General features: G+C 74.3%; 19 protein-coding genes. 7 read left to right on the top strand and 12 right to left on the bottom strand.

Going from position 1 to position 26,152, the window contains the following annotated elements; all coding sequences use genetic code 11:
* Window positions 1–4 precede the first annotated feature (4 nt).
* Complete coding sequence (locus AB0P03_RS02860; protein ID WP_363627625.1) at window positions 5–622, bottom strand: papain-like cysteine protease family protein; 618 nt, start codon at window positions 620–622, stop codon at window positions 5–7.
* A gap of 445 nt (window positions 623–1,067) precedes the next feature.
* Here AB0P03_RS02860 and AB0P03_RS02855 point away from each other — a divergent pair, with 445 nt between their 5' ends.
* On the top strand, window positions 1,068–2,027 hold the full coding sequence (locus tag AB0P03_RS02855; protein ID WP_363579627.1) for a helix-turn-helix transcriptional regulator: 960 nt from the start codon (window positions 1,068–1,070) through the stop codon (window positions 2,025–2,027).
* Between the two features lie 72 nt (window positions 2,028–2,099).
* On the opposite strand, the gene AB0P03_RS02850 is transcribed toward AB0P03_RS02855, so the two are convergent.
* Window positions 2,100–5,321: an EAL domain-containing protein gene (locus AB0P03_RS02850; RefSeq protein WP_363627624.1), complete on the bottom strand. Its 3,222-nt coding sequence runs from the start codon at window positions 5,319–5,321 to the stop codon at window positions 2,100–2,102.
* A 160-nt stretch (window positions 5,322–5,481) separates the two neighbouring features.
* Here AB0P03_RS02850 and AB0P03_RS02845 point away from each other — a divergent pair, with 160 nt between their 5' ends.
* From AB0P03_RS02845 to AB0P03_RS02825, 5 genes are all read left to right on the top strand, one after another.
* Complete coding sequence (locus AB0P03_RS02845) at window positions 5,482–8,952, top strand: amino acid adenylation domain-containing protein (RefSeq protein ID WP_363627623.1); 3,471 nt, start codon at window positions 5,482–5,484, stop codon at window positions 8,950–8,952.
* On the top strand, window positions 8,949–9,704 hold the full coding sequence (locus AB0P03_RS02840; RefSeq protein WP_363579624.1) for a leucyl/phenylalanyl-tRNA--protein transferase: 756 nt from the start codon (window positions 8,949–8,951) through the stop codon (window positions 9,702–9,704). Before AB0P03_RS02845 ends, AB0P03_RS02840 begins: the two co-directional genes overlap by 4 nt.
* A 67-nt stretch (window positions 9,705–9,771) precedes the next feature.
* Window positions 9,772–11,289, top strand: a complete 1,518-nt coding sequence (locus AB0P03_RS02835; RefSeq protein WP_363627622.1) for a hypothetical protein — start codon at window positions 9,772–9,774, stop codon at window positions 11,287–11,289.
* A gap of 208 nt (window positions 11,290–11,497) precedes the next feature.
* Window positions 11,498–13,072 carry an alpha/beta hydrolase gene (locus AB0P03_RS02830; RefSeq protein ID WP_363627621.1) on the top strand — a complete coding sequence of 525 codons (1,575 nt, stop codon included), beginning with the start codon at window positions 11,498–11,500 and terminating at the stop codon, window positions 13,070–13,072.
* A 73-nt stretch (window positions 13,073–13,145) separates the two neighbouring features.
* A complete protein-coding gene (locus AB0P03_RS02825; RefSeq protein ID WP_363627620.1) occupies window positions 13,146–13,907 on the top strand; it encodes a serine hydrolase in 762 nt (253 codons plus the stop codon).
* Between the two features lie 117 nt (window positions 13,908–14,024).
* Here AB0P03_RS02825 and AB0P03_RS02820 read toward each other — a convergent pair whose 3' ends face one another.
* The 6 genes from AB0P03_RS02820 to AB0P03_RS02795 form a co-directional block, all read right to left on the bottom strand.
* Window positions 14,025–15,158: an FAD-dependent monooxygenase gene (locus tag AB0P03_RS02820; RefSeq protein ID WP_363627619.1), complete on the bottom strand. Its 1,134-nt coding sequence runs from the start codon at window positions 15,156–15,158 to the stop codon at window positions 14,025–14,027.
* Window positions 15,159–15,197: 39 nt separating this feature from the next.
* Window positions 15,198–15,800 carry an ATP/GTP-binding protein gene (locus tag AB0P03_RS02815; protein WP_363579619.1) on the bottom strand — a complete coding sequence of 201 codons (603 nt, stop codon included), beginning with the start codon at window positions 15,798–15,800 and terminating at the stop codon, window positions 15,198–15,200.
* Between the two features lie 3 nt (window positions 15,801–15,803).
* Window positions 15,804–16,169: a DUF742 domain-containing protein gene (locus AB0P03_RS02810; RefSeq protein ID WP_363579675.1), complete on the bottom strand. Its 366-nt coding sequence runs from the start codon at window positions 16,167–16,169 to the stop codon at window positions 15,804–15,806.
* 104 nt (window positions 16,170–16,273) lie between these two features.
* The gene (locus AB0P03_RS02805; RefSeq protein WP_363579618.1) at window positions 16,274–16,729 is read right to left on the bottom strand and encodes a roadblock/LC7 domain-containing protein; all 456 of its coding nucleotides are present in this window, start codon (window positions 16,727–16,729) and stop codon (window positions 16,274–16,276) included.
* On the bottom strand, window positions 16,726–19,761 hold the full coding sequence (locus AB0P03_RS02800; RefSeq protein ID WP_363627618.1) for a nitrate- and nitrite sensing domain-containing protein: 3,036 nt from the start codon (window positions 19,759–19,761) through the stop codon (window positions 16,726–16,728). The genes AB0P03_RS02805 and AB0P03_RS02800 overlap by 4 nt, the downstream gene beginning before the upstream one ends.
* A 269-nt stretch (window positions 19,762–20,030) precedes the next feature.
* Window positions 20,031–20,723: an FCD domain-containing protein gene (locus tag AB0P03_RS02795; protein WP_363579616.1), complete on the bottom strand. Its 693-nt coding sequence runs from the start codon at window positions 20,721–20,723 to the stop codon at window positions 20,031–20,033.
* A gap of 181 nt (window positions 20,724–20,904) precedes the next feature.
* Here AB0P03_RS02795 and AB0P03_RS02790 point away from each other — a divergent pair, with 181 nt between their 5' ends.
* A complete protein-coding gene (locus tag AB0P03_RS02790) occupies window positions 20,905–22,635 on the top strand; it encodes a 2-isopropylmalate synthase (protein WP_363627617.1) in 1,731 nt (576 codons plus the stop codon).
* Window positions 22,636–22,735: 100 nt separating this feature from the next.
* Here AB0P03_RS02790 and AB0P03_RS02785 read toward each other — a convergent pair whose 3' ends face one another.
* The 4 genes from AB0P03_RS02785 to AB0P03_RS02770 all read right to left on the bottom strand — a co-directional run bounded on the left by AB0P03_RS02785 (window position 22,736) and on the right by AB0P03_RS02770 (window position 26,105).
* Window positions 22,736–23,515 (bottom strand): VOC family protein, encoded by a 780-nt coding sequence (locus AB0P03_RS02785; protein ID WP_363579614.1) that lies wholly within the window; start codon window positions 23,513–23,515, stop codon window positions 22,736–22,738.
* Window positions 23,516–23,794: 279 nt separating this feature from the next.
* Window positions 23,795–24,943, bottom strand: a complete 1,149-nt coding sequence (locus tag AB0P03_RS02780; protein ID WP_363627616.1) for an epoxide hydrolase family protein — start codon at window positions 24,941–24,943, stop codon at window positions 23,795–23,797.
* Between the two features lie 29 nt (window positions 24,944–24,972).
* Window positions 24,973–25,560: a helix-turn-helix domain-containing protein gene (locus tag AB0P03_RS02775; RefSeq protein WP_363627615.1), complete on the bottom strand. Its 588-nt coding sequence runs from the start codon at window positions 25,558–25,560 to the stop codon at window positions 24,973–24,975.
* 107 nt (window positions 25,561–25,667) lie between these two features.
* Window positions 25,668–26,105 (bottom strand): GNAT family N-acetyltransferase, encoded by a 438-nt coding sequence (locus tag AB0P03_RS02770; protein WP_363627614.1) that lies wholly within the window; start codon window positions 26,103–26,105, stop codon window positions 25,668–25,670.
* Window positions 26,106–26,152: the final 47 nt, after the last annotated feature.

Genomic DNA, 26,152 nt, shown 5'->3' with positions numbered 1-26,152 from the left:
CGTGTCACGCCCCGATCCGGTACAGCGAGTCGTTCCAGTTGAACTGGCCGTTGTAGCCGGCGTAGTAGCTGTACGACGCCAGGTTGTAGCGGTTGCTGCTGGGCCACGGGTCGCCCCAGTAGATGGACTTGTTGCTCTGGTCGTAGCCGTAGATGACCTGGGCGTGCCCGCCGCCGGCCAGCCAGGAGATGCCGGTCTCGATCGGCCGGCCCGCGTTGATCTCGCTGACGATGGTGTTGAAGGACAGGGCGCCGGTCTCCTGGCCGGGGGACACCCCGAGGGCGGAGAGCGCGTTCTGCACCCAGGAGAGCTGGCCGGGCTGGTTGGGGCACTGGTACGAGGTGTCCTGGCCGTAGGCGAGGTCGCAGAACGAGTTCTGGTCGGTGCCGTGGCCGAGGAAGGTGGCGATGGTGTCGCCGGAGGCGGCCCAGCACCACTGGTCCTGCTCCTGCGTCTGCATGGAGATGTTGAGCCGGGAACTGGCGGCGAAGGTCTGGGAACTTCCGACGGCGGCCTGGGGGGAGGCCGAGGCGGTGCCGGCGCCGGTGGTCACGACGGCGGCCAGCATGCACAGCGCGGCCAGTGCGGCGCGCAGGGACGACCCACGGATGGGTCCGCTCATGGGGGAACTCCTTCGTGCGGGGGCACGGGCGGCTCCGTGTGCACCCGGCGCCGCCCTGGGGTGTGCCTTGTGTGGGGGTGTGCTGTGTGGGGGTGTGCCGCGCGGCCGACGCGGCGGGCCCGGACCGGGGTTGCTAGGAAGAGTAGGCAGCCCGCCGGGCCTCTCCCAGACCCCCCGGAGGGGCGCGGGCGGTGCTGTGAACGGGGCTGTGAAGAGGGGTGCTGCGGCGGAGGTGCTGAGCCGCAGACGGGCGGCCGGGAGCGGGGCTCCCGGATATGGACGCGGCCGGGGTAAGCCGGTAATTTCACAGCGCGCCGCGTCCCCCCGTACCGCGTCCCCCCGCCCCCGCGCCGCCGTCCCCCGCACCCCCCGCCCCCGCACCGCCGCCGTGTCCCCTCGGCCCCGCCGCCGCGTGCCGGCCGGGCCAGTAGCCCCGGGAGTCCCGATGGTCAGTCGTCAGGAACCGCCGCCCGGTGTTGCCCCGGAGAGCGCCGCCGTGCTGGCCGCGCTGCGGAGCGGGCCCTTCGGTCTCGCGCTGCGCACCGCGATCGAGGCCCGCGGGCTGCCGCTGGAGCGGCTGCGCAGCCGGCTGGCCGAGCGCGGACTGCGGATCGCCGTCACGACCCTGAGCTACTGGCAGCGCGGGCTGCGCCGACCTGAGCGCCCGGAGTCGTTACGGGTGGTGGCCGCGCTGGAGGAGATCCTCGGGCTGCCGACGCACGCGCTCACCGCCCTGCTGGGTGCGCCGCGGCCGCGCGGCGGGGCGGACCGCGACGGCGGCGGGCCGCGTCCGTACCCGCAGATGGTGCGCACCCCCGGTGATCTGGGCGGGCTGCTCGCGGATCTGGACAGCCCGGCGGCCGGGAAGCTCCAGGTGGTCACCGAGTGCGCGACGGTGACGGTCGGGCCGCATCGTGAACTGGCGGCGCTCAGTTCGATGGTGGCGGTCCGGGCCCGTCAGGACGGGGTCGACCGGGCGCTGCTGATCTACGACTGCGACGAGGGGGTGGACGAGGGGGCCGTCGAGATCGTGGCGGGGGACAGCTGCCGGCTGGGCCGGGTGCGCCGGGATCCGGTGGCCCGGGTGGTGCTCGCGGAGCTGCTGTTCGACCGCTCGCTGCACTGCTCCGAGACCCAGGTGTTCTCCTTCGAGGTGCGCCCGCACAGCGCGGCCGAGTGCTGCCGCTACCGTGCGGCCTTCCGCTTCCCGGCGGACCACTACGTCCTGCGGGTGCGCTTCGATCCGGGTGAACTCCCGGTGCAGTGCCAGTGGTTCACGGCGAGTGACTCGGAGGGTCCGGACGACAGCCTGGCCGACCTCACCCTGGACAGCCACCACCTGGCGCACGTGGTGGCGACCGCGCTGGGGCCCGGGGTCGCGGGCATCCGCTGGGCGTGGACCTGAGGCGGCCCTGAGGTGTGGACCTGAGGCGCGGCCCTGAGGTGTGGACCTGAGGTGTGGACCTGAGATCGGGGGTCAGGCCGGTTCGTGCGCGGTGCCGCCGACGAGGGCGCGGGCCTGCGGGGCGGTCATGGGGTGGGCGAAGAGGTAGCCCTGGCCGAGCGGGCAGCCCATGGCGGCGAGGAGGTCGCGCTGTTCGGGGTGTTCGATGCCTTCGGCGATGACCCGGACGCCGAGGGTGTCGGCGATGCGGGTGATGCCTTCGACGAGGGCGTACTGCTGCGGGGAGAGGCCGAGGCAGTCGATGAAGGACTTGTCGATCTTGAGGATGGAGATCGGGAACTCGCGCAGGTAGGAGAGCGAGGAGTAGCCGGTGCCGAAGTCGTCGATGGCGATGCCGACGCCGAGGTCGCCGAGGGTGGCCATGTCGGCGTGGACGCGGTCGTCGCGGCGCATCAGGACGGATTCGGTGAGTTCGAGGACGAGGGTGTGGGGGTCGATGCCGGAGCTGCGCAGGGCGCCGCGGACGACGTCGACGAAGCCGGCGTCGCGGAACTGGCGGGCGGAGACGTTGACGTTGACCCGCAGCGGGGGGAGGCCGGCGGCGGCGCGGTCGGCGGAGCTGGCGGCGTGCCAGGCGGCGGCCTCCTGGGCGGCGCGTTCCAGGACCCAGGCGCCGAGGGGGACGATCTGGCCACTCTCCTCGGCGAGGGCGATGAACTCGTCGGGCAGCACCATGCCGCGCCGCTGGTGCGGCCAGCGGACGAGCGCCTCGAAGGCGACCAGGCCGCCGGTGCGCAGGTCGACGATCGGCTGGTAGTACAGCTGGAAGGAGGATTCGGCGATCGCCGCGTCCAGGTTCTCGTTCAGCTCGTGCCGCTCCACCAGCCCGGTCTGGAGGGCGGGCTGGTAGTGGCGCCACTGGCGGCGGCCGGCCGCCTTGGCGGAGTAGAGCGCGAGGTCGGCATGGGTGAGCAGTTCGGCCGCGTCGACGCTGTCCTCGGTGGTGGCGACGCCGATGCTGGCCGTCACCCGGACGGCCCCCGCGCTCAGCTTGAACGGTTCTGCGAACACCGCCAGTACGGTGTCCGCGATGGCGTCCACGTCGGCCGGGCGCAGCGCGTCCTCGACCAGGACGGCGAACTCGTCGCCGCCGAGCCGGGCGGCGGTGTCCGAGCTGCGCAGCGCGGTGGAGACCCGCAGCGAGACGGCGATCAGCAGTTCGTCGCCGACCGCGTGCCCCTGGGTGTCGTTGACCACCTTGAAGTCGTCGAGGTCGAGGAAGAGCACCCCGGTGACGGCGCCGCTGCGCTCGCCGCGGGACAGCGCGTGGCCGACCCGGTCCAGGAACAGCACCCGGTTGGCGAGGCCGGTGAGGGAGTCGTGGAAGGCCCGGTGGGTGAGTTCACGCTCCATCTGGCGCTGCTCGGTCACGTCGCGCAGGGTGAGCACCAGGCCGCCGACCGTCGGGTCGGCGCGCAGGTCGTTGAAGCGGACCTCGGCCTCGATCGGGGTCCGGTCCTGCCGCAGCAGCCGCCAGTGCTCACGGGGCTGCTCGCGCAGCGGTTCGCGTGTCGGCGAGTGCGGAGGCGAGTGCGGCGGTTCGCGCGGCGGCGAGTGCTCCGGCGCGTGGGCCGGGGCGGCGTCCACCGGGCCGCGCATCCGGGCCAGCGCCCTGCCGACGGCCCGGCTGTCCTCGGGCGGGACGAGCTCGGTGAGCAGGGTGCCGTCCAGGCTGGGGTAGCCGAGGACCCGTTCGGCGGAGGAGGAGGCGTAGCGGACGCCGTCGTCGGCGTCCAGGATCAGGATGACGTCGCTGGCGTTCTGCACCAGGGTGCGGAAGTACAGCTCGCTGTTGCGGCGGTTGACCTCCTGGCTCAGCATGACCCGTTCGACGGCCAGCGCGGCCTGCGCGGCCAGGATCTCCAGCGAGCCCCACAGGCTGGTGAGCTCCTGCGCGGTGCCGGTGACGATGAGCGCGCCGATCAGCGGGTCGCCGGAGGGGCGCTCGTCGAGGGTGAGCGGGCACAGCAGGGCGGAGGGCATGCCGTCGAGGCGGGCGGCGAGGTCGCTGCCGATGTCCTCGACGGGCAGCAGCCGGGTCTCCCGGTAGGCGGCGAGGGCGAGCGCCTCGTCGGAGTCGGTGACGGGGCCGAGGTGGTGCTGGGCGGCGCCGCGTTCGGCGTGCCGCACGTGCAGGACGCCGGCCTCGGTGACGGCGAGCAGGGCGACGTGCCCGGGCTCGGTGGGCATCAGGGTGGAGGCGGTGGCCTGGACGGCGTCCGCGACCTCCTCGACGGTGACGGCCGCGGTGAGTCTGGCGCCGGCCTCGCGCAGGGCCCGCTCGCGGGCGATCGCCTGTCGGCGGGCGACCACGACGACCGCCAGCCGGGCCAGCACCAGCAGGTACAGGAGGGCGGAGAAGGCGCCGATCACGCCCGCGTTGCTGGTGTTGCCGTTCAGCGACTCGATGATCAGGATCGCCGGGGCGATCAGCGAGGCCAGGGTGAGCAGGGCGAGGCGGCCGGCGCTCAGGTCGGGCTGCTGGGTGGGGACGGGTCTGGTCAGCTCGACCATGGACGGGTGCAGCGCTGCCGCGCCCCAGGCGGTGTAGAAGGCGGCCCAGCCGAAGTCGACGGGGGTGCCGATGTGCCAGTTGCCGTGCAACTGGATCAGCCCGTAGAGGGTGTCCGCGACCAGCATGCCGACGGTGCCGACGGTGAGCAGTTGCAGCGCCCGGCTGTTGCCGCCGCGCGGGGTCAGCAGCCGCAGCAGCAGGGCGAGGACGACCACGTCGCCGAGCGGGTAGCCGATCGAGACGGCCTTCCGGAACCAGGAGAGGTCGGGGTTGCGGGCGTACGGGAGGATCAGGTAGATCCAGGCGAGCAGCGCCAGGCCCATGGTGAGGATCAGCGCGTCGAGCAGGCCGGCGCGGTCCTGACGGGCCGTGCGCCAGCGGATGAATCCGAGCACACCGGCCGCGTACAGCACGAACTCGGCCAGGTAGAAGCCGTCGGCGACGGACGGGAACGGGTTGTGCAGGTGCAGGAACTGGGTCTGGACGACCTGGACGACCTCGCCCGCGGTGAAGCTCAGGTTGGCGAGCGCCAGCACGTACCAGAACAGCGCGTGCGCGGGGCGGTTGAGGCGGACGCCGGCCACGATGGCCGCGCTGCTGCCGAGTCCGATGCCCGTCCACCAGATGATCCGCTGCGAGGGGTTGACGTAGTAGACGCCGGTGAACAGCACCATCCACAGCAGGTAACAGACCATCAGGCGTTGTCGCCGACGTGTCAACGGGGCTACCTCCTCCGCGACGCCACCCGGCCGGTGGGACGGGGGAGTTCGGGCGAGGACGGGTCTTGGCGGTCGCAGGGTCGTCTCGCCCCGGGCTGACGGGCACACGGCAGCGTCGCGTCCGGTCGGGTTGCGATCGGACGTTCGTCCTGTGCCCTGAGTGCGTATAGTCGGAAATGTCGCACCTCCCAGGAAACTGCCGCCACAGCACGAGGTCAAGCCGGTGGACGACGCAGCAGACAGCGCACAGGGCGTACGAACGGATGTGAACTCCGGGCGTCACGCCGTGGTTCGCAACGACAGCGGTCAGTACGCGATCTGGCCCGGCGACTTGACCGTGCCGGGTGGCTGGCACCTGGTGTACGGGCCGGCCGGCCGCGACGACTGCCGGGCCCACGTGGCCCGCGAATGGCGCCCGCCCGGGCTCGGCTTCCCCGGGCTCGGCTCCCCCGGGGAGCGCGGCCGCGGGCGGGCCGAGGGCGACGGCGGCACCGTGCCCGGACTGCTGCGCTCCCGCGCCGCGCAGCACCCGGACGCGGTCGCCGTCGTCGCCGACGACGCCACGCTGAGCTACCGCGAGCTGGACCGGCGCAGCGACCGCCTGGCCAGGGCACTGCGGGCGCGCGGGGCCGGCCCCGAGCAGGTGGTGCCGGTCTGCCTCGAACGCGGTGCGGGCCTGGTCGTCGCCTGGCTCGGCGTGCTGAAGGCGGGCGCGGCGCTGCTGCCGCTGGATCCGGCGTACCCGGCGCGGCGGCTGGCCCGGCTGGTCGAGGACAGCGGGGCGCGGGTGGCGGTCACCGAGGGCGGGGCGCTGCCGGGCGTCGAGCCGGTGCCGGTGGACGCCGAGGACGGGCCGGACGGCGGCGGTGAGCCGGTCCTCGCCGGGTTATGCGGCGCGGGCGGGCCCGACGGCGCGGGTGAGCCCGACGGTGCCGCGCCCGACGACCTCGCCTACCTGATCTACACCTCCGGCACCACCGGCACCCCCAAGGGCGTCCCCGTCACCCACCGCGCCCTGGTGTTCACCCTCGACCGGGTCGTCCACGCCTACGGCCTCGCCCCCGGCGAACGCGTCCTGCAACTCGCCGCGCTCGGCTTCGACACCGCACTGGAGCAGGTCTTCGCGACCCTGCTCGCCGGGGCCACCCTCGTCCTCGGCGGCGGCCGCACCTGGGCGCCCACCGAACTCGTCCACCGGATGCGCGGACTCGGCCTCGCCGTCGCCGACCTCACCCCCGCCTACTGGCACCACGTGCTCACGCTGCTCCCGCCCGGCGGGCCCGGCCCGGAGGGGCTGCGGCTGGTCGTCGTCGGCGGGGACGTCGTGCACGCCGACGACTGCCGCAGTTGCCTGGACCGGCTGCCCGGCGTCCGGCTGGTCAACGCCTACGGGGTCACCGAGGCCGCCGTCACCTCCACGCTCTGCGAGGTCACCCCCGCCCTGCTGGACGGCGCCGGCCCGGGCGGCCCGGCCGCGCCGGTGCCGATCGGCCGCCCACTGCCCGGCGTGCGGGTGCACGTCCTGGACGCCCGACTGTCCCCCGTACGGCCCGGCGAGAAGGGCGAGATCCACCTCGGCGGGCCCGGCCTCGCCCGGGGCTACTGGCGCGCCCCCGTGGCGACCGCCGAGGCCTTCGTCCCCGACCCGTACGCGCCGGTGCCCGGCGAGCGGATGTACCGCACCGGCGACGCCGGGCGCTGGCGGGCCGACGGGCAGCTGGAGATCCTCGGCCGCTTCGACGACCAGGTGAAGGTGCTCGGCCACCGCGTCGACCCCGCCGAGATCGAGGCCGCCCTCGCCGCCCACCCCGACGTCCGGCAGGCCCGCGTCGCCGCCGACGGCGGCGACCCCGACGGGGGCCGCGCGCTCACCGCCTACTACACGCTCGCCGACCACGCCGACGCCGGTGCAGAAGCCGGGGTCCGCCGCGACCGGCTCCGCGCCTACCTGGCCGAACGGCTGCCGGAGTACATGCTCCCGGCCGCCTTCGTGGCGCTGGACCGCATGCCGCTCACCCCGGCCGGAAAGGTCGACCGCCGCCGGCTGCCGCACGCCGAGCCGCGCACCCCGGGCCGGCCCGGCCCGGGCGGCACCGGGGCGGCGGGCGGTGGGGGAGCCGTCGAGGACGCCATCGGCCGGCTGTGGGCCGAACTGCTCGGCGTCGAGGAGGTCGGGCCCGCCGACGACTTCTTCGCCCTCGGCGGCAACTCCCTGCTGGCCATGGAGATGCTCGCCCGCGCCCGGATCATGCTCGGCCTCGACGTCACCCGCGTCCGCGCCCTCACCCGCGCCCTGCTGCGCGACGCCACCCTGCGCGCCTTCGCGACCGCCGTCCAGGCCGCCCGCGCCGACGGAGCCGCGCGCACCGCCCGCGTCGACGGAACCGACCCTGGCTCCGGCTCCGGCTCCGGCTCCGGCGAGGCCGCCGTCGACTGGGCCGCCGAAGCCCGGCTCGCCCACCCCGTCCAGCAGTCCTGGAGCCCGGCGCCCAGCCGGGCCGAACCCGCCGAGATCCTGCTCACCGGCGCCACCGGCTTCTGCGGCGCCCACCTGCTGCACGCGCTGCTCGCCACCACCGGGGCCCGGATCCACTGCCTGGTCCGCGCCCCCGACGAGGAGCACGCGCTGGAACGCCTGCGCGCCGCCCAGCAGCGCTTCCTGCGCCACGACCTGACCGACAGCCGGGTGGTGCCCCTGGTCGGCGACCTCGCCGCACCCCGACTAGGACTGACGCAGCGTCAGTTCGACGGTTTGGCCGGGAGTCTGGACGCCGTCCACCACCTCGGCGGACAGGTCAACTTCCTCTATCCGTACCACCAGCTGCGCGCGCCCAACGTCGGCGGCACCCGCGAGATCATCCGCCTCGCCGGGCACAGCCGGGGCGTGCCCGTGCACTACCTGTCCACCCTCGCCGTGCTGGCCGGCTTCGGCGCGGCCGGCGTCCGCGAGGTCACCGAACGGACCCCGCTCGCCCACCCCGACCGGCTCGGCGTCGGCTACGTCGAGAGCAAGTGGGTCGCCGAACAGCTGCTGCACGAGGCAGCCGCCGCCGGTCTCCCGGTCACCGTGCTGCGCACCAACGACGTCACCGGGGACCTCGCCACCGGTGTGATGAACACCGGCACCGAGATCTGCGCGCTCATCGCGTACCTGGCGGACAGCGGCACCTGCCCGGACGTGCTGCTGCCGCTCGACTTCGTCCCGGCCGACCGCTTCGCGCGCGCCGTCGCCCACATCGCCGCCCACGCCCCCGCCGACGGCGAGGTCTACCACCTCACCTCGCCGCGCCCGGCCGACCTCGCCGATCTCGCCGAACGGCTCCGGGCCCGGGGCCACCCGATCGCCGAACTCCCTTACCGCGACTGGGTGCAGGGCCTGGTCCGGTTCGCCGCCAGGCACCCCGCCCACCCCATCACGCCGTTCGTCCCGCTGTTCGTCGACCGCGCTCCCGGGTCGGCGCTGTCGATCAGCGAGCTGTACTTCCGGCCCGTCTTCCCGCTGTTCGACCGCGCCAACACCGACGCCGCGCTCGCCGGCAGCGGCATCGACCTGCCCGCCGTGGACGCCGGCCTGCTCGACCACTACCTGGGGCGGCTGGCGGCGGAGGGCTTCCTCGGGCCGCCGGCGTGAGCCCCTTCGACGGGCTGGACGTCCAACGCGGGCCCGGGGACGGGCCGGTGGCGTTCGGCGCCGGCCTGGGCGCGTCGGACCTGCTGGCGGCGTACCGTCGCGGCCTGTTCCCGATGCCCGCGGCGGACGAGTACGCAGGCGCCTACAACGAGGCGCGCTACGAACAAGCCGTCGAGGCGGGCGAGGTGGCGCTGCTGCCCGGCGGGAACGACCCGTACGCGCTGGCCTGGTGGTCGCCCGACCCCCGGCCCGTCCTGCCGCCCGACGGCGTCCGGCTCGGCAGCCGCCTCGCCCGGCGGCTGCGCCACCGGCCGCAGTGGTGGACCAGCGCCGACCGGGCCTTCGGCGAGGTGGTGGCCCGCTGTGCCGAGGGCCGCCAACCGGCCTGGCTGACCGGAGAGTTGCGGTCCGCACTGGAGCGGCTGCATGCGCTCGGGGCCGCCCACAGCGGCGAGGTGTGGGAGGGCGAGGAGCTGATCGGCGGGGTGTTCGGCGTCGCCGCCGGGCCCGTCCTCAGCCTCGACTCGATGTTCCACCGCCGCCCCGACGCCGCCCGCGTCGCCGTCGCCGACCTCGGGGTGCGCTTCGGCGCGGCCGGCGGTCGGCTGCTCGACGCCCAGTGGGACAGTCCGCACATCCGCAGTCTCGGCGCCGAGCCGGTGCCCCGCTCCCGGTACCTGGCCGCGTTGGCGGCGGACGCCGCGGTGGGCCCGCTGCCGGGAGCTCCGCTGCCCGTGGCCCGACTGGTCTGACCTGCGCCTTTTACCCTGCCTGGCCTGTCTTCGACAAACTTATTCCCCGTCAGTAACATGACGCCGCGTGTTCAAAAGCTCCATAGGCAGGGCCGTCGGCCCCGCCCTCCTCACCCTCGCCCTCGCCGGGGTCGCCGCCTGTGGGCCGACCACCTCCGGCACTCCGCAGGCCGCCGCCGGCACCACCGAAGCGGCCGTCACCACCGGCACGACCACGACCGCGTCCGCCGCCGGCAGTCAGGCCCCGACAGCCCAGGCCGCCGGCACCCCCCGCGCCCGGGCCGCCGCCGCCCCGACCACCGCCGCTGCCACCGCACGGCCGACCGGTACGGCCGGTACGCCGGTCACCGCCGCCCCGGCCGGCGACCGGCAGGCCGCCGTGGCCGCTCCCGCCAAGGACGGCGGCGCGGCCACCCCCGCCGGGCAGAACCTCCAGCTCACCGCGTACGACCCGGCGGGCGGCACGGCCGTCCTCTCGGCGCCGCCGGCCGCCGGGCCCACCGCGACCGCCGGCGCGACGCCGACCCCCGCCCCCGCCGTTCAGCCCGGGCAGCTCATCGCCAGCCCGCCCACCGCCGCCGCGCCCCAGGGCGCGCTGGTCGCCGTCACCGGCGTCCGCCCCGGCGCGGGCGCCAGCCTCAACCTGACCACCCGCCCCGCCACCCTCGCCGAACTCCTCGGCGGCACCGAGGCCGACGGCCCGGTGCCCGTCGACCCGCACGGCATCACCGTCACCCCGCTGGTCAAGGACCTCAAGGCCGTCGTCGGTGCGGACGGCGGCGGTGTGAAGGCCGACGCCTCCGGCACCCTGGAGGTCGACGTCAAGGCCCCCGTCCCGCTGCCCGACGGCGCGAGCGTGGACGCCTCCGGCTCCCTCCAGCTGCACCCCGCCGTCCACTTCGCCTACCACGGCGCCGCCGCCGGCAGCCCGCGCACGGCCTCCATCGGCTTCGACCTCGGCGCCCACGCCCAGTGGAAGGTCACCGGCGACGTCGCGCGCAGCACCGGCGCCGCGCCCGTCCGGCTGCCCTTCGCCACGTTGCAGGCCAGCCCGGTGCTCACCGTCGCCGGACTGCCCGTCGTGGTCAACCTGAAGCTCACCTGCTACCTGGAGGTCGGCGCCGACGGCCAGGTCCACCTGGAGGCCGAACAGGAGGCCACCGGCACCTGGGCCGTCCGCGCCGACTACACCGGCGGCAAGGGCTGGACCCCGACCACCGACGCCGACACCAAGGTCTCCCCGGTCCGGGTGCGCCTCACCGGCAGGGCCGGGGTGCGGGCCGCGCTCGGCGCCGAGGTCTCCGTCGGCCTCTACGACACCGTCGGCGTCCAGACCACCGTCGCCCCCTACCTGCGGGCCCGGGCCGAGGGCTCGCTGATCGCCGACTCCTCTGGCAACCCGCCTCAGGCCCAAGGGAGTTGGTCGCTGGTCGGCGGCGTCGACCTGACCGGCTCGCTGCTCGCCCACCTCAAGGTCTTCGGCACCCCGGTCATCGAGGGCACGTACCCGCTGCCGCCGTTCCACCGCGAATGGCCCCTGGCGGCGGGCTCCGCGGCCCTGCCGTCCCCGCGCCCGAGCGGCTGACCCGGGCACGCTCCGGCCCCGGGGTCCGGTTACTGCCCGGGTGGTACGCCGGGCAGCGGGGCTACTGCTCCTGACGTACCGACAGTTCGTGTCCCAGGGCGATGATCCGGCGCCGGGTGCGCTGGAAGGCTGACGCGCAGGAAGTCGGCCTGACCGACTTCCTGCGCATCCGCACCCGCATCCGCACCCGTCATCGTCAGGAGACCGCATGACCACCCCCAAGGCCCTGCGCCGCGTCGCGGCCGCGGGCCTCGCCCTCACCGCCTGCCTCGCCACGGCGCCCGCCGCCACGGCCGCCGCCGCCGAGCGTGACGGCGGCCCCGCGAGCGCCGGAGCCGGACTCGACCGCTACCACCACCAGCGCCTCGACTGGCGCAGCTGCGTCCTGGGCCCCGACGACGAGGTGGGCCGCGGCCTGGAGAGCGCGGGCGCGCGCTGCGCGGACGTGACCGTGCCGCTCGACTACAGCGACCCCCGGGGGCGGACGATCACCGTCGCGATCTCCCGGCTCAAGGCCACCGACACCCGGCACCGGATCGGCTCCCTCCTGCTCAACTTCGGCGGCCCCGGCGGGCCGGGCCTCGCCAACTCCGTACTGGTGCGCGGGGCGATGAAGGAGGCCGGCGCCCGCTACGACGTGATCGGCATGGACCCGCGCTTCGTCGGCCGCAGCACTCCGCTGGACTGCGGCCTGTCCACCGGCCCCGTCCTGCCCTCGGCCAGCGCCGACCGGGCGGTCTTCGACCGCCAGACGGCGTGGGCCAGGAGCGTGGCCGACCGGTGCCGCGCCACCAACGGCTCGGTGCTGCCGCACGTCACGACCCGGAACACGGCCCGCGACCTGGACGTCGTCCGGGCCGCGCTCGGCGAACGGAAGATCTCCTACCTGGGCTACTCGTACGGCACCTACCTGGGCACGGCCTACACCCAGCTGTTCCCCGGCCGCTACGACCGGGTGGTCCTCGACGGCGGGATCGACCCGCGCGGCTACAACCCCCGGCTGATGCGGGGCACCGAGAACGAGCACGAGCGGGCGCTCGACGGCTGGGCCGACTGGGCGGCCGCGCACCACGCCGACTACGGCCTCGGCGACACCCGCGCGCAGGTGCGCGCCACGATCGACCGCGTCGTCGCGGCGGCCGAGCGGGAGCCGCTCACCGTCGGTACCGCCCCCGACGTCTTCCGGCTCGACGGCAGCCAGGTCCCCTCCCTGGTGTTCGCCGGGATCGCGAGCGACCTCGATCCGGCGCGGGCGGGCCTCGCCGAGCAGCTGTCCGTGCTGGCCGGGGCCGCGGACGGGCGGCCCACCCGGGTGTCGCCCGGCTTCGCCGCCTTCCTGCGGGGGACGTTCACCAGCGCGGGTTCGGCCACCGGCAGCGTGCAGACCGCCATCCTGTGCGGGGACGTGGCCGCCCCGCGCGACCCGGAGCAGTACTGGCGCGACATCGAGCGCGGCCGGGCCGCCCACCCGCTGTTCAGCCCGATGACCGAGAACATCACCCCGTGCGCGTTCTGGGACGCGCCGCGCGAGGAGCCCACCCGGGTCCGGCGCGACACCGCGGCGCTGATCGTGGCCGCCAGCAACGACCCGCGCACCCCGTACCGGGGCAGTGTGGCCCTGCACGGCATGCTGCCCAGCTCCCGGCTGGTCACCCTCGAAGGCGCTTTCCAGCACACCAGCTTCGGCGTCTACGGCAACGCCTGCGTCGACGACTCGGTGAACACCTACCTGGCCACCGGCCGGCTGCCGGGCAGGGACCGCACCTGCGCCAAGCAGTCCTGAGCAGCCCTCAACAGTGCCGAGCAGCCGTGGGCAGCCCTTCCTGACCAGCCGAAGGCTGCCCTAGGCTGCGGCCATGCTCTCTGTGGTGGTGGCCCCCTGGGCGGGCGAGGCGGAGCCGGTGTTCGTGCGGGCGCCGGACGAACTGCACGATGCCGCGAGCACGATGAAGGTCGCGGTGTTGGCGGCGCTCGCCCGTGGCGGGGCGGATCTCGATGCCGAGGTGCCGGTGGTGAACCGGTTCGAGTCCGTGGTGGGCGGGGAGTTCGGCAACGATCCCGACTGGGACAGCGATCCGCTGCCGTGGGAGCTGCTGGGCACGCACGTGCCGCTGCGGCTGCTCGCCGAACGGATGATCACGCACTCCTCCAACCTGGCCACCAACCTGTGCCTGGCCCGGGTCGACCGGGCGGCGGTGGCCGAGGCGTGGCGGCGGGCCGGGGCGACGCGCAGCGCGAGCCCGCGCGGGATCGAGGACTACGCGGCGCGCGACGCCGGGGTGCACAACCTGGTGAGCGCGCGGGACCTGGTGCGGCTGCTGCACTCCCTGGGCGGGGAGCCGGAGTTGCTGGCGCTGCTGGAGCGCAACGCGTTCCGGGTGGACCTGGCGGCGGGCCTGCCGCCGGGCACCCGGATCGCCTTCAAGAACGGCTGGGTGCCCGGCGCCCGGCACAGCGTGGGCCTGGTCCACCCGCAGGACTGCCCGCCCTACCTGATCGCGGTCTGCTACACCGGCCCGCTGGCCTCGGGCGAGGACCGCACGGACCCGGCGGCCCGGCTGCTGGCCCGGGTCTCGGCGGCGGTGTGGCAGCGGCGGCACGAGCTCGCCGACGCGTGAGCCGACGCGTGAGCCGACGCGTGAGCCGACGCGTGAGCTGCCGCGCGAGCCGACGCGAGACCTGGCCGGCCGCCCGCCCGCCTGCTGCGAGGCTTCGCGCAGCAGGCGGGACAGCGGTCAGTACGGCTGGACGAGGACGTGGGCGGCGCCGGGGATGCCGACCTTGAGGAGTTCGTCCTCCTCCGGGGTGGTGGGCGTGCCGGTCTCCTGCTTGAGGACGGCCCGGGAGAGTGCCTGGACCCACATGGCGCGGGGCCGGCGGCGCTCCTCCCAGGCGGCGAGCGCGGCGGGGACGGCCTCGGCGGCGTCCAGGCTCTGGGCGAGGACGAGGGCGTCCTCGACGGCCATCGCGGCGCCCTGGGCGAGGTGCGGGGTGGAGGCGTGGGCGGCGTCGCCGGCGAGCGCGATCCGGCCGACGTGCCAGGGCTCCTCGACGCTGACCTGGGAGATCCGCGAGTAGACCACGGCGGACGGGTCGGTGACCTGGGCGAGGGCCTCGGAGATCGGGCCGCCGAAGCCGGCCAGGCGCTCGGCGAGCTGCTCGTGGGCGTGCCCGGGGTCGGGCCGGAAGTCCTCGGCCTCGGCGAACACCGAGCCCAGGTACATGAGGTCGTCGGTGATCGGGGTGAGCAGTGCCTTGGCCTTGAGGTTGCCGGTGGACATCACCACGCCCTGGACCTCGGGTGAACGCGGCAGGGTGACGCGCCAGTTGGCGAAGCCGGTGTACTCGGGCGCGTACTTCTCCCCGTAGAGGCGCTTGCGCAGCGGGGAGCCGATGCCGTCGAAGCCGACGACGAGGTCGTAGCGGTCGCGGTGCCCGTCGGTGAGGGTGGCGTCGACGCCGTCGGCGTCCTCGGCGAGGTCGGCGATGGTGGTGCCGAAGCGCAGGGTGGCGCCGGCCCGGGTGGCGGCGGTGGCGAGTACCTGGGCGAGGGCGGGGCGGGGGATGCCGTTGTTGGAGGGGGCGTCGCCCATCCGGGGCTGCGGGATCTTGGCGAGGGTGGCACCGGTCGGGTCGCAGATGGTGAGCACCTCCCACTCGAAGCCGGCGGCGAGGCAGTCGTCGAGGACGCCTATCTCGCGCATCACGTGGAGGGCGTTGGAGGGCTGGATGATGCCGACGCCGAGGGCTTCCAGCTGGTCGCGGAGTTCGGCGACGTCGACGTGGTGGCCGCGCTTGGCGAGGGCGGTGGCGAGGGTGAGCCCGCCGATGCCGCCGCCGTGGACGAGGACGCGCAGGGGTGAGGTCATGGGGTAGCTCCTGGGGAAGGGAGGTGGTTCAGCCGACGTTCAGCCGACGGGGGCGGCGGAGAGGTCCATCAGGTGGTCGACCAGGGCGAGCAGCAGGTCGCGTCCGAAGGCGCGTTCGCGGACGTCGCCGAGGAGCATCGGTACCTGCGGGTCCAGGTCGAGGGCGGCGCGGATCTCGTCGGGGGTGCGGGTGTTGTGGCTGTGGAAGCAGTTGATGGCGACGACGAAGGGGATGCCCCGACTCTCGAAGAAGTCGATGGAGGCGAAGCTGGTGTCGAGCCGGCGGGTGTCGGCGATGACGATGCCGCCGAGGGCGCCGTTGACGAGGTCGTTCCACATGAACCAGAAGCGTTCCTGCCCGGGGGTGCCGAACAGGTAGACGACGAGGTCCGGGTTGACGGTGATCCGGCCGAAGTCGAGGGCGACGGTGGTGGTGTCCTTCTGGTCGACGCCGGACAGGTCGTCCACGCCGACGCTGGCCCGGGTCAGGTACTCCTCGGTGCGCAGCGGGGCGACCTCGCTGACGGAGCCGACGAGGGTGGTCTTGCCGACGCCGAAGCCGCCCGCGATGAGGATCTTGACGGCGGCCGGCGCGGTGGCGACGCCGGCGTCAGCGGCACTGCTGGGGTGGGGTGTTGCCATGGTTCAGAGTCTCCGGAGTCCTTCGCGAACGGCCGTGAGCAGGCCGAGGTCCACGCCTCCGGCGGCCCGGGCCACCGAGAGCGGTGCCCGGGCCCGCAGCAGGCCCTGGGCGACCAGGTCGCCCAACAGGATCTTGGTGACCGAGACCGGGAGGTCCAGGCCGGCCGACACCTCGGCGACGGCGGCGGGCCGCCGGCAGTGGTCGAGGATCATCCGGTGCTCGGGCTGGAGGCCGCGGGCACCGGCGCGGCTGCCCCGCGCCAGGGCCCGGGTGGCCTCGTCCTCGACGGTGGTGAGCACGGTGATCAGGGTGAGGTCGTCGCGCTCGGGCGCGGTGCGGCCGCGGGTGATGGTGTACGGGCGCACCATGGCGCCCGACTCGTCCTCGGCGTCCTCGTCCGGCAGTTCGCTCCAGTGCGGGACCCCGCCGCGCTGCCCGCTCCCGTTTCCGCTCCCGTACGGGCCCACCGGTGTCAGCTCCGGTTCCGGGCGGCGAAGGCGTCGAAGCCGGCGGGGGAGGCGGCGCCGGCCTCGGCACGCACCGGGGTGGTCATCTTCTGGCCGACCTGCTGCACCAGGGTGTGCATGGCGACCGACATGACCTCGGCGTCGACCTCCTGGGAGGCGACGACGGCCAGGTGGGTGCCCCGGGCGGCGGCGATGATGAACAGCCAGCACTCGGCGAGTTCGACGATCACCTGGTGGACGGCCCCGCCGTCGAAGAGCTGGCCGACGCCGCGGGCCAGGCTCTGCTGGCCGGTGGCGACGGCGGCGAGGCGTTCGGCGTCGGCCCGTTCGATGGTGCGGGAGTGGCTGACGACCAGGCCGTCGTCGGAGAGCAGGACGGCGTTCCTGGTCCCGGGCACCGAGTCGACGAGTCCGTCCAGCAGCCAGTCCAGGTCCTGGTGGGTGGCGATCGTTCGGTTCATGACTGGTCATCCGTTCGTGTGGTTCGGGGGTCCGCGGCCGGCAGGGCCCAGGGGGAGGGGCCGGGCGCGGGCGTCGGGGAGCCGGCGGGGGCGGTGGGGGGAGCCGGTGGGGTCACGGCCCCGGGCAGCGGGTGCTCGCCGCTGTCCTGGGCGCGGGCGGCACGGGACTGGCGCTGGAAGGCGCCGATCGTCGCACCGGAACGCTTCGCCGGGCGCTGGAAGGGGCCGCCGGCGGGCTCGGTGGCCGGGGCGGCGGGTTCGGCGGCGGGCTCGGCCCACTGCGGGCGGGGCGCCGGCGGGACGCGCAGTTCGGCGGCCAGGCTGGCCTGCCGGACGCGCTGGGGCAGCGGGGGCTGCTCGGTCTCGGTGGGGCTGAGCGGCACCGCGGAGGCGTACTCGCGGCGCCGGCGCCGTTCGGCCAGCCGGTAGTGGTCGGCCGGGCGGTACTGCTCGTCGGCGTACGGGGCCTCGGCGTCGGTGACCCGGGCGTAGGCGATGTCCGGGTAGGCGGGCACGTCGTGCGAGGGCAGCTGGTCGACCGGGGCGTCGGGGGCCGGCGAGCTGTGCTCGATCGGCTGCTCGGCGTACGGGGCGGGGAACGGCGCGGGCTCGGCGGCGGGCGCGGCCTCGGGCTGGACGTACTCGACGTGCCCGAAGGCCTGGAGGGGGGCGGTCAGCGGGTCGTGCGGGAGCTGCTGGGTCTGCCCGAGCGGTTCCGCGTACCCGAGCGATTCCGCGTACCCGAGCGGTGCGACGTACCCGGGCTGCTCCACGTGCTGGACCTGCCCGAACGCCTCCACCGGGGGGAAGGATTCGGCCGCGGCGAAGGCCTCCACCGGTGGGAGGGGCTCCGCCGGCGCGAAGGACTCTCCCGGCGGGAAGGAGTCCACGGGCGCGACCGGCGGCCCCGCCGGCTCCGGCTCCGGGGCCTCGTTGGAGGCGGTGAGCAGCGCCTTGCGGGAGCGCCGCACGAGCGGGATCGGTTCGACGGGGGCGGCGTCGGGGAGTCCGGCGTCGCCGTCGATGACGAGCTCGTCGGGGACGAGCACGACGACCCGGGTGCCGCCGAAGGCGGACGGCCGGAACTCGATCTTGAGTCCGTTGTGCGCGGCCAGCCGGGCGATGACGTAGAAGCCGAGGCGGACGTCGTCCGCCCGGGCGAGCACGTCGGTGCGGGGCGGGCGGCTCATCAGTTCGTTGGCGGCGTCGTACTGCTCGGGGTCCATGCCGAGGCCGCGGTCCTCGATCTCGACGGCGAGTCCGCGGCCGACCATGGCGGCCCGGACCTCGACCGGGGTGGGCGGCTTGGAGAAGGTGGTGGCGTTCTCCATCAGCTCGGCGAGCACGTGCGCGACCGGGCCGACGGCCCGCTCGGACAGCCACGGGTGGCCCTCGACGTCGATCATGATCCGGCGGTAGTCCTGCACCTCGCCCTGCGCGGCGCGCAGCACGTCCAGCAGCGGGACGGGCTTGCGCCAGCGCCGCTGCGGCTGGCCGCCGGCCATGATGACGAGGTTCTCCTCGTAGCGGCGCAGGCGGGCGGTGAGGTGGTCGAGGTCGAACAGGCCCTCCAGGACCTCAGGGTCCTCGTGCTTGCGCTCCAGCTCGTCGAGCTTGCGCAGCTGGCGGCCGATCAGCAGCTGGGTGCGGCGGGCGATGCGCTGGAGCAGCCGCTCGAAGCCTCGGTGCTGCTCGGCCTGCTTGACGGCGGCCTCGACGGCGGAGGCGCGGGCCAGGTTGAGGGCCTGGCCGAGGCGGGCGAGCTCGTCGGTGCCGTTGCCGTGCGGGCCGGCGGTGATGGTGCGGCTGTCGGTCTCGACGTCGACCTGCTCGCCGCGGCCGAGGCGTTCGACGACCTCGGGGAGGGTGCGCTCCATCTCCTCGGCCTGGGTCTGGAGTTCCTTGATGCGCCGGCGCAGCGAGCGGCTGAGCCGCCAGGAGGCGATGATCACCGCGACGACGGTGATCAGGCCGACGACGGTGGTCAGGACGACCTTGGTGAGGAGGGAGAGGATGGTGCCCTTGCCGACGTCGACGATGGCGCTGGTGCGGTTCTCGATGGCCTTGACCAGCTGCGGGTTGAGCTGGTCGAGGGCCTGGCGCCACTGGTCCTGGGCGGCGGGGAGCTTGACGGTGCCGTTGGCCTCGGCGGCGGTGGGCTTGGTGAGCGACTGCTCGACGGCGGCCTTGGCCTGCCAGGCGGGGCTGTTCATCAGGTCGTGCCAGGCGGCGGCCTCGCCGTCCGGGATGTACGGGAGGACCTGGACGGTGAAGAGGTGCTCCTGCGCCCCGACGGCCTGCTGCACCTGCTGGTAGTCGGCGGCGGAGAGTCGCCCGGTGGGCCAGCCGCGGGCCAGGATGGCGTCCTCGCGGGCGAGCATCTCCTTGGCCCAGAAGGTGTTCACCAGGGTCTTGGAGACCCAGGTGACCTCGCCGGCGTCGACGCGGCTGAGTGCGGTGAACAGCCGCAGGTCGACGGCGATCAGGTCGGTGTAGTACGCGTAGAGGGCCTGCTGGTCGATCGAGCCGTGGTCGACGGCGGTGCGCTGCTCGGCGAGCTTGCCCATCGCCTGGCGGGCTTCGGTGACGGCGGTTCGGACCTCTTCGGGGGCGCTGTCGGCGGTCTCGCCGGAGAGGACCTGGAACTGGCGGACCGCGTCGTCGGTCTGCTGGCGCTGGCGGCGCAGCTGGTCGGTGTTGCCGCCGGGCCGGGCGAGCGCCTCGGCGCTGAGCCGGCGTTCTTCCTGGAGGCTGTAGTAGACGATGTTGGACGGCTGGCCGGCCTTCTGGGCGAGCAGGCCCTGGGCGGCCTGGCGCTGGAAGTCGAAGACGGTCTCGCCGCTGGTGACCGCCCACAGGGCGGCCAGGGCGATGCTGGGGACGACGGCGAGGACGAGCAGCGCCGTCCGCAGTGACAGGCGCGGACGCCTGCGGGGGGCCTTCGGCGTCGGGGGCCGCCGATTCGCACGCGCGCGCAGAGCAGTCTCCTTGGGGATGGCGGCCGGCCTGAGCGGGGCGGCCGTCCGGGGCACGGGCTTGACGAGGCGATACTAGTCATACCGTGTGATTGGAGTGAAAGTGCGTTCGCCGCCTGGGCCGTGGTCACACACGCTCCGGACACAATGTCATCTGACGGTTGATCGTGCGTGCTCGAAGCATCCCAGTTCGGAGCGGGTTGACGAGGCGTCGGCCATCGGAGCGGGCGGCCGGGTGGCCGCCGTGTGAAAACTGTGTGTCCGCGCTCCGGATATTCGCCCGACCGGTCGGTCGGTGGCCCCGGTGCCCGCTCCGCCCGCTCCGCTCAGTCGGCCAGCAGGCGCGACCGGGTGGCCTCCAGCTCGGCCGCCAGCACCCGCCCGGCCTCCTCGGGATCGCCCCGGTGCAGCGCCCCGACGAGGTCCGCGTGCGACGCGTAGCCGTGGTTCGGGTCCCCGCTGCGCAGCCCCAGCACCCCCACCAGGTCCACCAGGTGCTCCCTCAGGACCGGCGCGAACTGGGCGAACAGGTCGTCCAGCACCGGGTTGTGCGCGGCCGCCACCACGGCGGTGTGCAGCGCGATGTCGGCGTCCACGAAGGCCGCGTCGTCCGCGCCGCCCGCCGCCAGCCGGGTGGCCAGCGCCGTGTCCACGGAGGTGAGGTCCGTCTCCGTGCGGCGCGCGGCCGCCAGTCGGGCCGCCTGCACCTCGACCATGGTGCGCACCTCGTAGACGTGCGCCAGCTCCGCCCGGCGCAGCCGGGTCGGCCAGTCCAGGGCGGGCCGGTCCGCCGTCACGAACACGCCCGACCCCTGTCGGCTCTGCACCATCCCGGCGCCGGCCAGCGCGCGCAGCGCCTCCCGGACGGTCGAGCGGCCGACGCCCAGCTCCTTCGCCAGGGTCACCTCGCCCGGCAGCTTCCCGCCCACCGGCCAGTGTCCGGCGGTGATCTGCTCCTCCAGGCGTCGGGTGGCCTGGTCGACCAGGGGGGAGCGGTGGAGGGGGCCGAGCGGGGGCATTCGCGTTCACCTGTCAGCTTGTCTGAGGACTTGGTTCGTGGTTAGTCTACCCGGCATGCAGCCGTGGAGTCTCCCTCTGGGTGGCCTTCTTCTTGGTGGCCGCAGCGGGGCGTGACCGGACCGGCACCCCGCTGCGGGGCGCCGTCCTGCCGGTCCACCGGTACCTCCGTAAGGACTCATCATGCGATTCCCGACCCTGCGTACCCCCGCCGGCCCCGTCCCGGTCACCGCCCCCGCCTGGAACCCGCAGCGCCCGGGTGCCATGCCCTCCCACCGCTACCGGCCCGCCCACGAGCGCGTGCACGTCCCCGCGCTGATGCGGCGCTGGCCCGGCCGACGGATCGACCACGCCCCGCTGTGGGTCCCCGTCGACCTGCGCGACGGCAACCAGGCACTGGCCGAACCCATGGACCCGGCACGCAAACAGCGGATGTTCGACCTGCTCCTGGCCATGGGCTTCAAGGAGATCGAGGTCGGCTACCCCTCCGCCAGCCGCACCGACTTCGACTTCGTCCGGCAACTGGCCACCGTGCCCGGCGCGGTGCCCGAGGACGTCACCGTCGTCGTCTTCACGGCGGCGCGCGCCGACCTGATCGACCGCACCTTCGAGGCCGTCGAAGGCCTGCCCCGCGTCGTCGTCCACCTCTACACCGCCACCGCCCCGCTCTGGCGCGAGGTCGTCCTCGGGCGCGACCGGCACGAACTGCGGGCCCTGATCACCGAGGCCGCCACCCACCTGGCACGGCGGGCCGACGGCCGGCCCGGGGTGCGCTTCCAGTTCTCGCCCGAGGTGTTCAACCTGACCGAACCGGACTACGTCCTGGAGGTCTGCAACGGACTCACCGAACTGTGGGACGCCGGCCCCGACCGGCCCGTCGTCCACAACCTGCCCGCCACCGTCGAGATCGCCACCCCCAACGTCTACGCCGACCAGATCGAGTACCTGCACCGGCACCTGGAGCGCCGCGAGTCGGTGATCCTCTCCGTCCACCCGCACAACGACCGGGGAACGGGCGTCGCCTGCGCCGAACTGGCCGTGCTGGCCGGCGCTCAGCGGGTGGAGGGGTGCCTGTTCGGCAACGGCGAGCGGACGGGCAACGTCGACCTGGTGACGCTGGCGCTCAACCTGCACACCCAGGGCGTCGACCCCATGCTCGACTTCTCCGACCTCGACGAGATCCGCCGCACCGTCGAGCACTGCAACCGGCTGCCCGTGCACGAGCGCCACCCCTACGCGGGGGACCTGGTGCACACCGCCTTCTCCGGCACCCACCAGGACGCCATCAAGAAGGGCTTCGCCCACCACGCCAAGGTGGCGGCCGAGTCCGGCGTCCCGGCGCGCGAGGCGCCCTGGTCGGTGCCGTACCTGCCGATCGACCCGGCCGACCTCGGCCGCGACTACGAGGCGGTCATCCGGGTCAACAGCCAGTCCGGCAAGGGGGGCATCGCCTACCTGCTCCAGACCGGGCACGGGCTGGAACTGCCGAGGCGGCTCCAGATCGAGTTCTCCCGGGTTGTGCAGGAGGCCACCGACGACAGCGGGCGGGAGGTGACGGCGGAGGGACTGTACGGGCTCTTCCGCGCGGAGTACCTGGACGCGGCGCCGGACTGGCCGTGGCAGGCCGGCGACGACTGGGCGGAGGTGGACGGCCGGCGCGGCGAGGGCGCCGGGCCGCTCGACGCGGTGGCCGACGCGCTGCGGGTCGACATCCTGCACTTCAGCGAGCACGCCGTCGGGGCTGGTGCGGGTGCGGGTGCGGGCGCTGGTGCCGGCTCCGGTACCGACGCCGTCGCCTACGTCGAGGCCCGGGTCGGGGGACAGGTGGTGTGGGGCGCCGGGCGGGACGGCTCGGTGCTCACGGCGGGCGTACGGGCGGTGCTCAGCGCCGTCGGCCGCGCGCAGCGGGGGTGACGGACGGGGTGCCGTCGGCCGTCGCGCCGGAGTGACCCGTACGGACGGGAGTTGTACGGAGACGGCCCACCGCGACACCGCGCGCGGTGGGCCGCGCCGCCTACATCGGTTTCGGTGCGATCACCGCGAACGGCGCGCCCTGCGGGTCGGTCACCACCGACATCCGGCCCGCCACCATGTCGAACGGCGGGGCGAGGACGGTGCCGCCGTGCTTGACCAGGGCGTCGACGGTGGAGTCGACGTCGTCCACCGCGAAGTACGTCAGCCAGTGCGCGGGCGTGCCGGACGGGTCGTCGGCGAGCAGCGAGACCCCGCCGACGGCCCGGCCGCCGACCCGCAGCTCCCAGTACTGCTCGGCGCCCTGCGCCGGCTCGATCTCGATGCCGAACGCCTCGCCGTAGAAGGCGGTGGCGCCGGGCAGGTCGCTGGTGTGCAGCTCGTTCCAGATCAGCGCGCCACTCTCGTTGACGACCCGGGCGCCGAAGAACTCGCCCGGCTGCCAGACGCCGAACACCGCGCCCTGCGGGTCGGCGGCGATCAGCATCCGGCCGAGCTCGCCGACGTCCATCGCCGGGACGAGCAGGGTGCCGCCCGCGCCGACGATCGCGTCCTGGGTGGCCTGGGCGTCGGTGGTGGACAGGTAGCTGGTCCACACGGTCGGCGGGGTGGGCATCCCCTCCGGCGCCATCGCCGGTCCGATCCCGGCCGACGGCTTGCCGTTCAGCTCGCAGACCGCGTACCCGCCGAACTCGGCCGGGCCGACCTGCCCCTGCCAGCCCAACAGGTCGCGGTAGAAATCCAGTGCCGCCTGCTGGTCCTGCGCCATCAGATCGACCCAGCACGGGGTGCCGGTCGGGTACGGAGTGGTGACTTCGGGCATTCTCGCTCCTTCAGGTGAGGTCCTGCGTCGGTCACCCTCTCGTCGCGGACCGTGCGCCGCCACTCGACACGCTGTCACGACCCGGTGGCCGCCGCTCGGCGTCATCAGGCCGCCTGCCGCCCGCCCACGCGTAGCAGTGCCAGCGGAGGCCGGGCCTGTCCGAGTCCCGGGATGCGGCCGCGTCCCGAACGCCGGAGCAGATCTTCGAGAGCTACCTCTACGCCGGTACGTGCTGCACGCGACCGCCGATCCCGACGTCCCGACCAGTCACGGGTGGCGTCACGCCAGGGTGCGGAAGAAGGTCCGGATGTCGGTCACCAGCAACTCGGGCTGTTCCAAGGCGGCGAAGTGGCCGCCGTGGTCGAACTCCGTCCAGTGCACGATGTTGTCGATGCGTTCGGCGAAGGCGCGGACCGGCAGGGTGATGTCGTGGGGGAAGACGGCCATGCCGGTGGGGACGGTGGAGGGGGCGGCCTCGGTCCAGCCGTTGCGGGCCGACTCCTTGTACAGCCGCGCGGAGGAGCCGGCGGTGGCGGTCAGCCAGTACAGCATCACGTTGGTGAGGAGGTGGTCCCGGGGCACGGCACCTTCGGGAACGCCGCCGTCGCAGTCCGTCCATTCGCGGAACTTCTCGACAATCCAGGCGAGTTGGCCGACCGGTGAGTCGGTGAGCGCGTAGCCGACGGTGTGCGGGCGGGTCGCCTGGACGGCGGTGTAGCCGGAGGTTTCGGCCTGGTGGCGGGCCCAGGTGTCGAGCCGTTCGCGGTCGAGGGCGTCGAGGGTGGACGAGTCGCCGGTGGGGAAGGTGGGGGAGGTGTTGACGTGCACGCCGATGACCCGGGTGGGGGCGGCGAGGCCGAGTTCGCGGGAGATGCCGGAGCCCCAGTCGCCGCCCTGGGCGCCGTAGCGCGGGTAGCCGAGGCGGTCCATCAGTTCGGCCCAGGCACGTGCCACGCGCCGGTAGTCCCAGTCGAGTTGGCTGGTCGGTCCGGAGAAGCCGTAGCCCGGGATGGAGGGCGCGACCACGTGGAAGGCGTCGCGCGGGTCGCCGCCGTGGGCGCGGGGGTCGGTGAGCGGGCCCAGGATGTCCAGGAATTCGGCCACCGAGCCGGGCCAGCCGTGCGTGATGATCAGCGGGGTGGCGTCGGGTTCGGGTGAACGGACGTGCAGGAAGTGCACGTTGGCGCCGTCGAGGGTGGTGGTGTACTGCGGGAAGGTGTTGAGCCTGGTTTCGTGTTCGCGCCAGTCGTAGCCGGTCCGCCAGTACTCGGCCAGGTCCTGGAGGTAGTGGAGCGGGACGCCGTAGTCCCAGTCGGCGCCGGGCAACGAGTCGGGCCAGCGGGTGCGGGCGAGGCGGTCGCGCAGGTCGTCGAGCTGGTGCTGTTCGATGGCGATGCGGTAGGGGCGGATGTCGGTTTCGGCGGTCATGGCGGGGCCTTTCGAAGCATGGGGTGGGGTCAGGTCGTCGGCAGGATGTGGGCGAGCAGGGCCGCTTCCAGGTCGCGCAGCGGGAAGGCCGGGTCCTCGGCGGCGAGGGTGAGGCCGCCGCGGATGCCGGCGAGGAGGAGCAGGCGGGCGGCGGCGGGGTCGGGGACGCGGCAGGCCGCCAGGGCTTCGTCCAAGGCCTGTAGGAGGTCGGCGGAGGCGAGGTCGGCGCCTGCGGCGACCAGGACAGCGCGGGCTTCGGGGTCGGCGAGCAGGGCGGAGACGGCCCGGCTCTCCTCGACCTCCTCGGGGGCGGAGTCCAGGCCGAGCAGGGCGGAGCGGACCAGGAGTTGCAGGGTGGCGGCGGGGCTGTCGGCCGGTTGGGCGGCGAGCGCCGCGCGGGTCCGTTCGCGCCAGCCGTCGGCGATGTCGATCAGCAGGCCGTCCTTGCTGCCGAAGTAGCGGGAGGGCAGTCCGTCGGCGACGCCGGCCCGGGTGGCGACCTGGCGCAGGGTGGTGGCGCGGTAGCCCTGTTCGGCCATGAGCAGGACGGCGGCGCGCCGGATCTTGGCGCGGGTCGCTTCGCGGACGGCCGCCGAGGCCTCAGGCGTGCGGGGCATGGGGGCGTCCGGTGTTTGGTTGAACCATTGTTCAATATAAACACACGGCAAAGGTCCGCGTCACGCCCGGCGCGGGCCCCGGGGAGTCGGAGCTGGCGGGGCAGCCGCTAGCCCAGTTCGTAGCGGACGATCTCGTCGGTCGCGGTGGTCACGACGAAGCCGGTCTTCACCAGGACCCTTCCCGAAGCGGGGTTGCCCACGCGGTGCTCGGCGGTGACCCGTGGGGTGCGGTGGTGGGCGAGGAACCGGCGCACCGCTGTGGTGGCGTAGCCGTGACCCCAGGCGTCCTCGCGCAGGATGTAGCTGAGGCTGCCCGTGTGGCCGGTGATGCGGAGCCGGACGATGCCGAGCAGGTCGTCGTGGACGTCGATGCCGAGGATGCGTGCGGTGCGCGGCCGGCGGGCGTCGGCCTCCTGGGCTTCGCGTATGTAGTCGTGGGCCTGGGCGGCGGTCATCTGGCCGAACCACAGGTCGGCGACCGACCTGCCGCTGTAGATGCGGCGGACGGCGTGGGCGTCGCCCGGCCGGAGCTCGCGCAGGTGCACCCTTCCTCCAAGTCGTGGCGTCGGTCCGGGGCTTCCGCGCGCCGCGC

Source organism: Kitasatospora sp. NPDC088779 (assembly GCF_040685395.1).
Classification (GTDB): Bacteria; Actinomycetota; Actinomycetes; order Streptomycetales; family Streptomycetaceae; genus Kitasatospora.
Note: the sequence above shows the minus strand (reverse complement) of the source record. Positions and strands in the feature narration are given on the sequence as shown.

Coding starts and splice junctions, on each gene's coding strand:
- AB0P03_RS02860 (WP_363627625.1), bottom strand. CDS start 622: ATGAGCGGACCCATCCGTGGGTCGTCCCTGCGCGCCGCACTGGCCGCG.
- AB0P03_RS02855 (WP_363579627.1), top strand. CDS start 1,068: ATGGTCAGTCGTCAGGAACCGCCGCCCGGTGTTGCCCCGGAGAGCGCC.
- AB0P03_RS02830 (WP_363627621.1), top strand. CDS start 11,498: ATGACCACCCCCAAGGCCCTGCGCCGCGTCGCGGCCGCGGGCCTCGCC.
- AB0P03_RS02825 (WP_363627620.1), top strand. CDS start 13,146: ATGCTCTCTGTGGTGGTGGCCCCCTGGGCGGGCGAGGCGGAGCCGGTG.
- AB0P03_RS02820 (WP_363627619.1), bottom strand. CDS start 15,158: ATGACCTCACCCCTGCGCGTCCTCGTCCACGGCGGCGGCATCGGCGGG.
- AB0P03_RS02815 (WP_363579619.1), bottom strand. CDS start 15,800: ATGGCAACACCCCACCCCAGCAGTGCCGCTGACGCCGGCGTCGCCACC.
- AB0P03_RS02810 (WP_363579675.1), bottom strand. CDS start 16,169: ATGGTGCGCCCGTACACCATCACCCGCGGCCGCACCGCGCCCGAGCGC.
- AB0P03_RS02805 (WP_363579618.1), bottom strand. CDS start 16,729: ATGAACCGAACGATCGCCACCCACCAGGACCTGGACTGGCTGCTGGAC.
- AB0P03_RS02795 (WP_363579616.1), bottom strand. CDS start 20,723: ATGCCCCCGCTCGGCCCCCTCCACCGCTCCCCCCTGGTCGACCAGGCC.
- AB0P03_RS02790 (WP_363627617.1), top strand. CDS start 20,905: ATGCGATTCCCGACCCTGCGTACCCCCGCCGGCCCCGTCCCGGTCACC.
- AB0P03_RS02785 (WP_363579614.1), bottom strand. CDS start 23,515: ATGCCCGAAGTCACCACTCCGTACCCGACCGGCACCCCGTGCTGGGTC.
- AB0P03_RS02780 (WP_363627616.1), bottom strand. CDS start 24,943: ATGACCGCCGAAACCGACATCCGCCCCTACCGCATCGCCATCGAACAG.
- AB0P03_RS02775 (WP_363627615.1), bottom strand. CDS start 25,560: ATGCCCCGCACGCCTGAGGCCTCGGCGGCCGTCCGCGAAGCGACCCGC.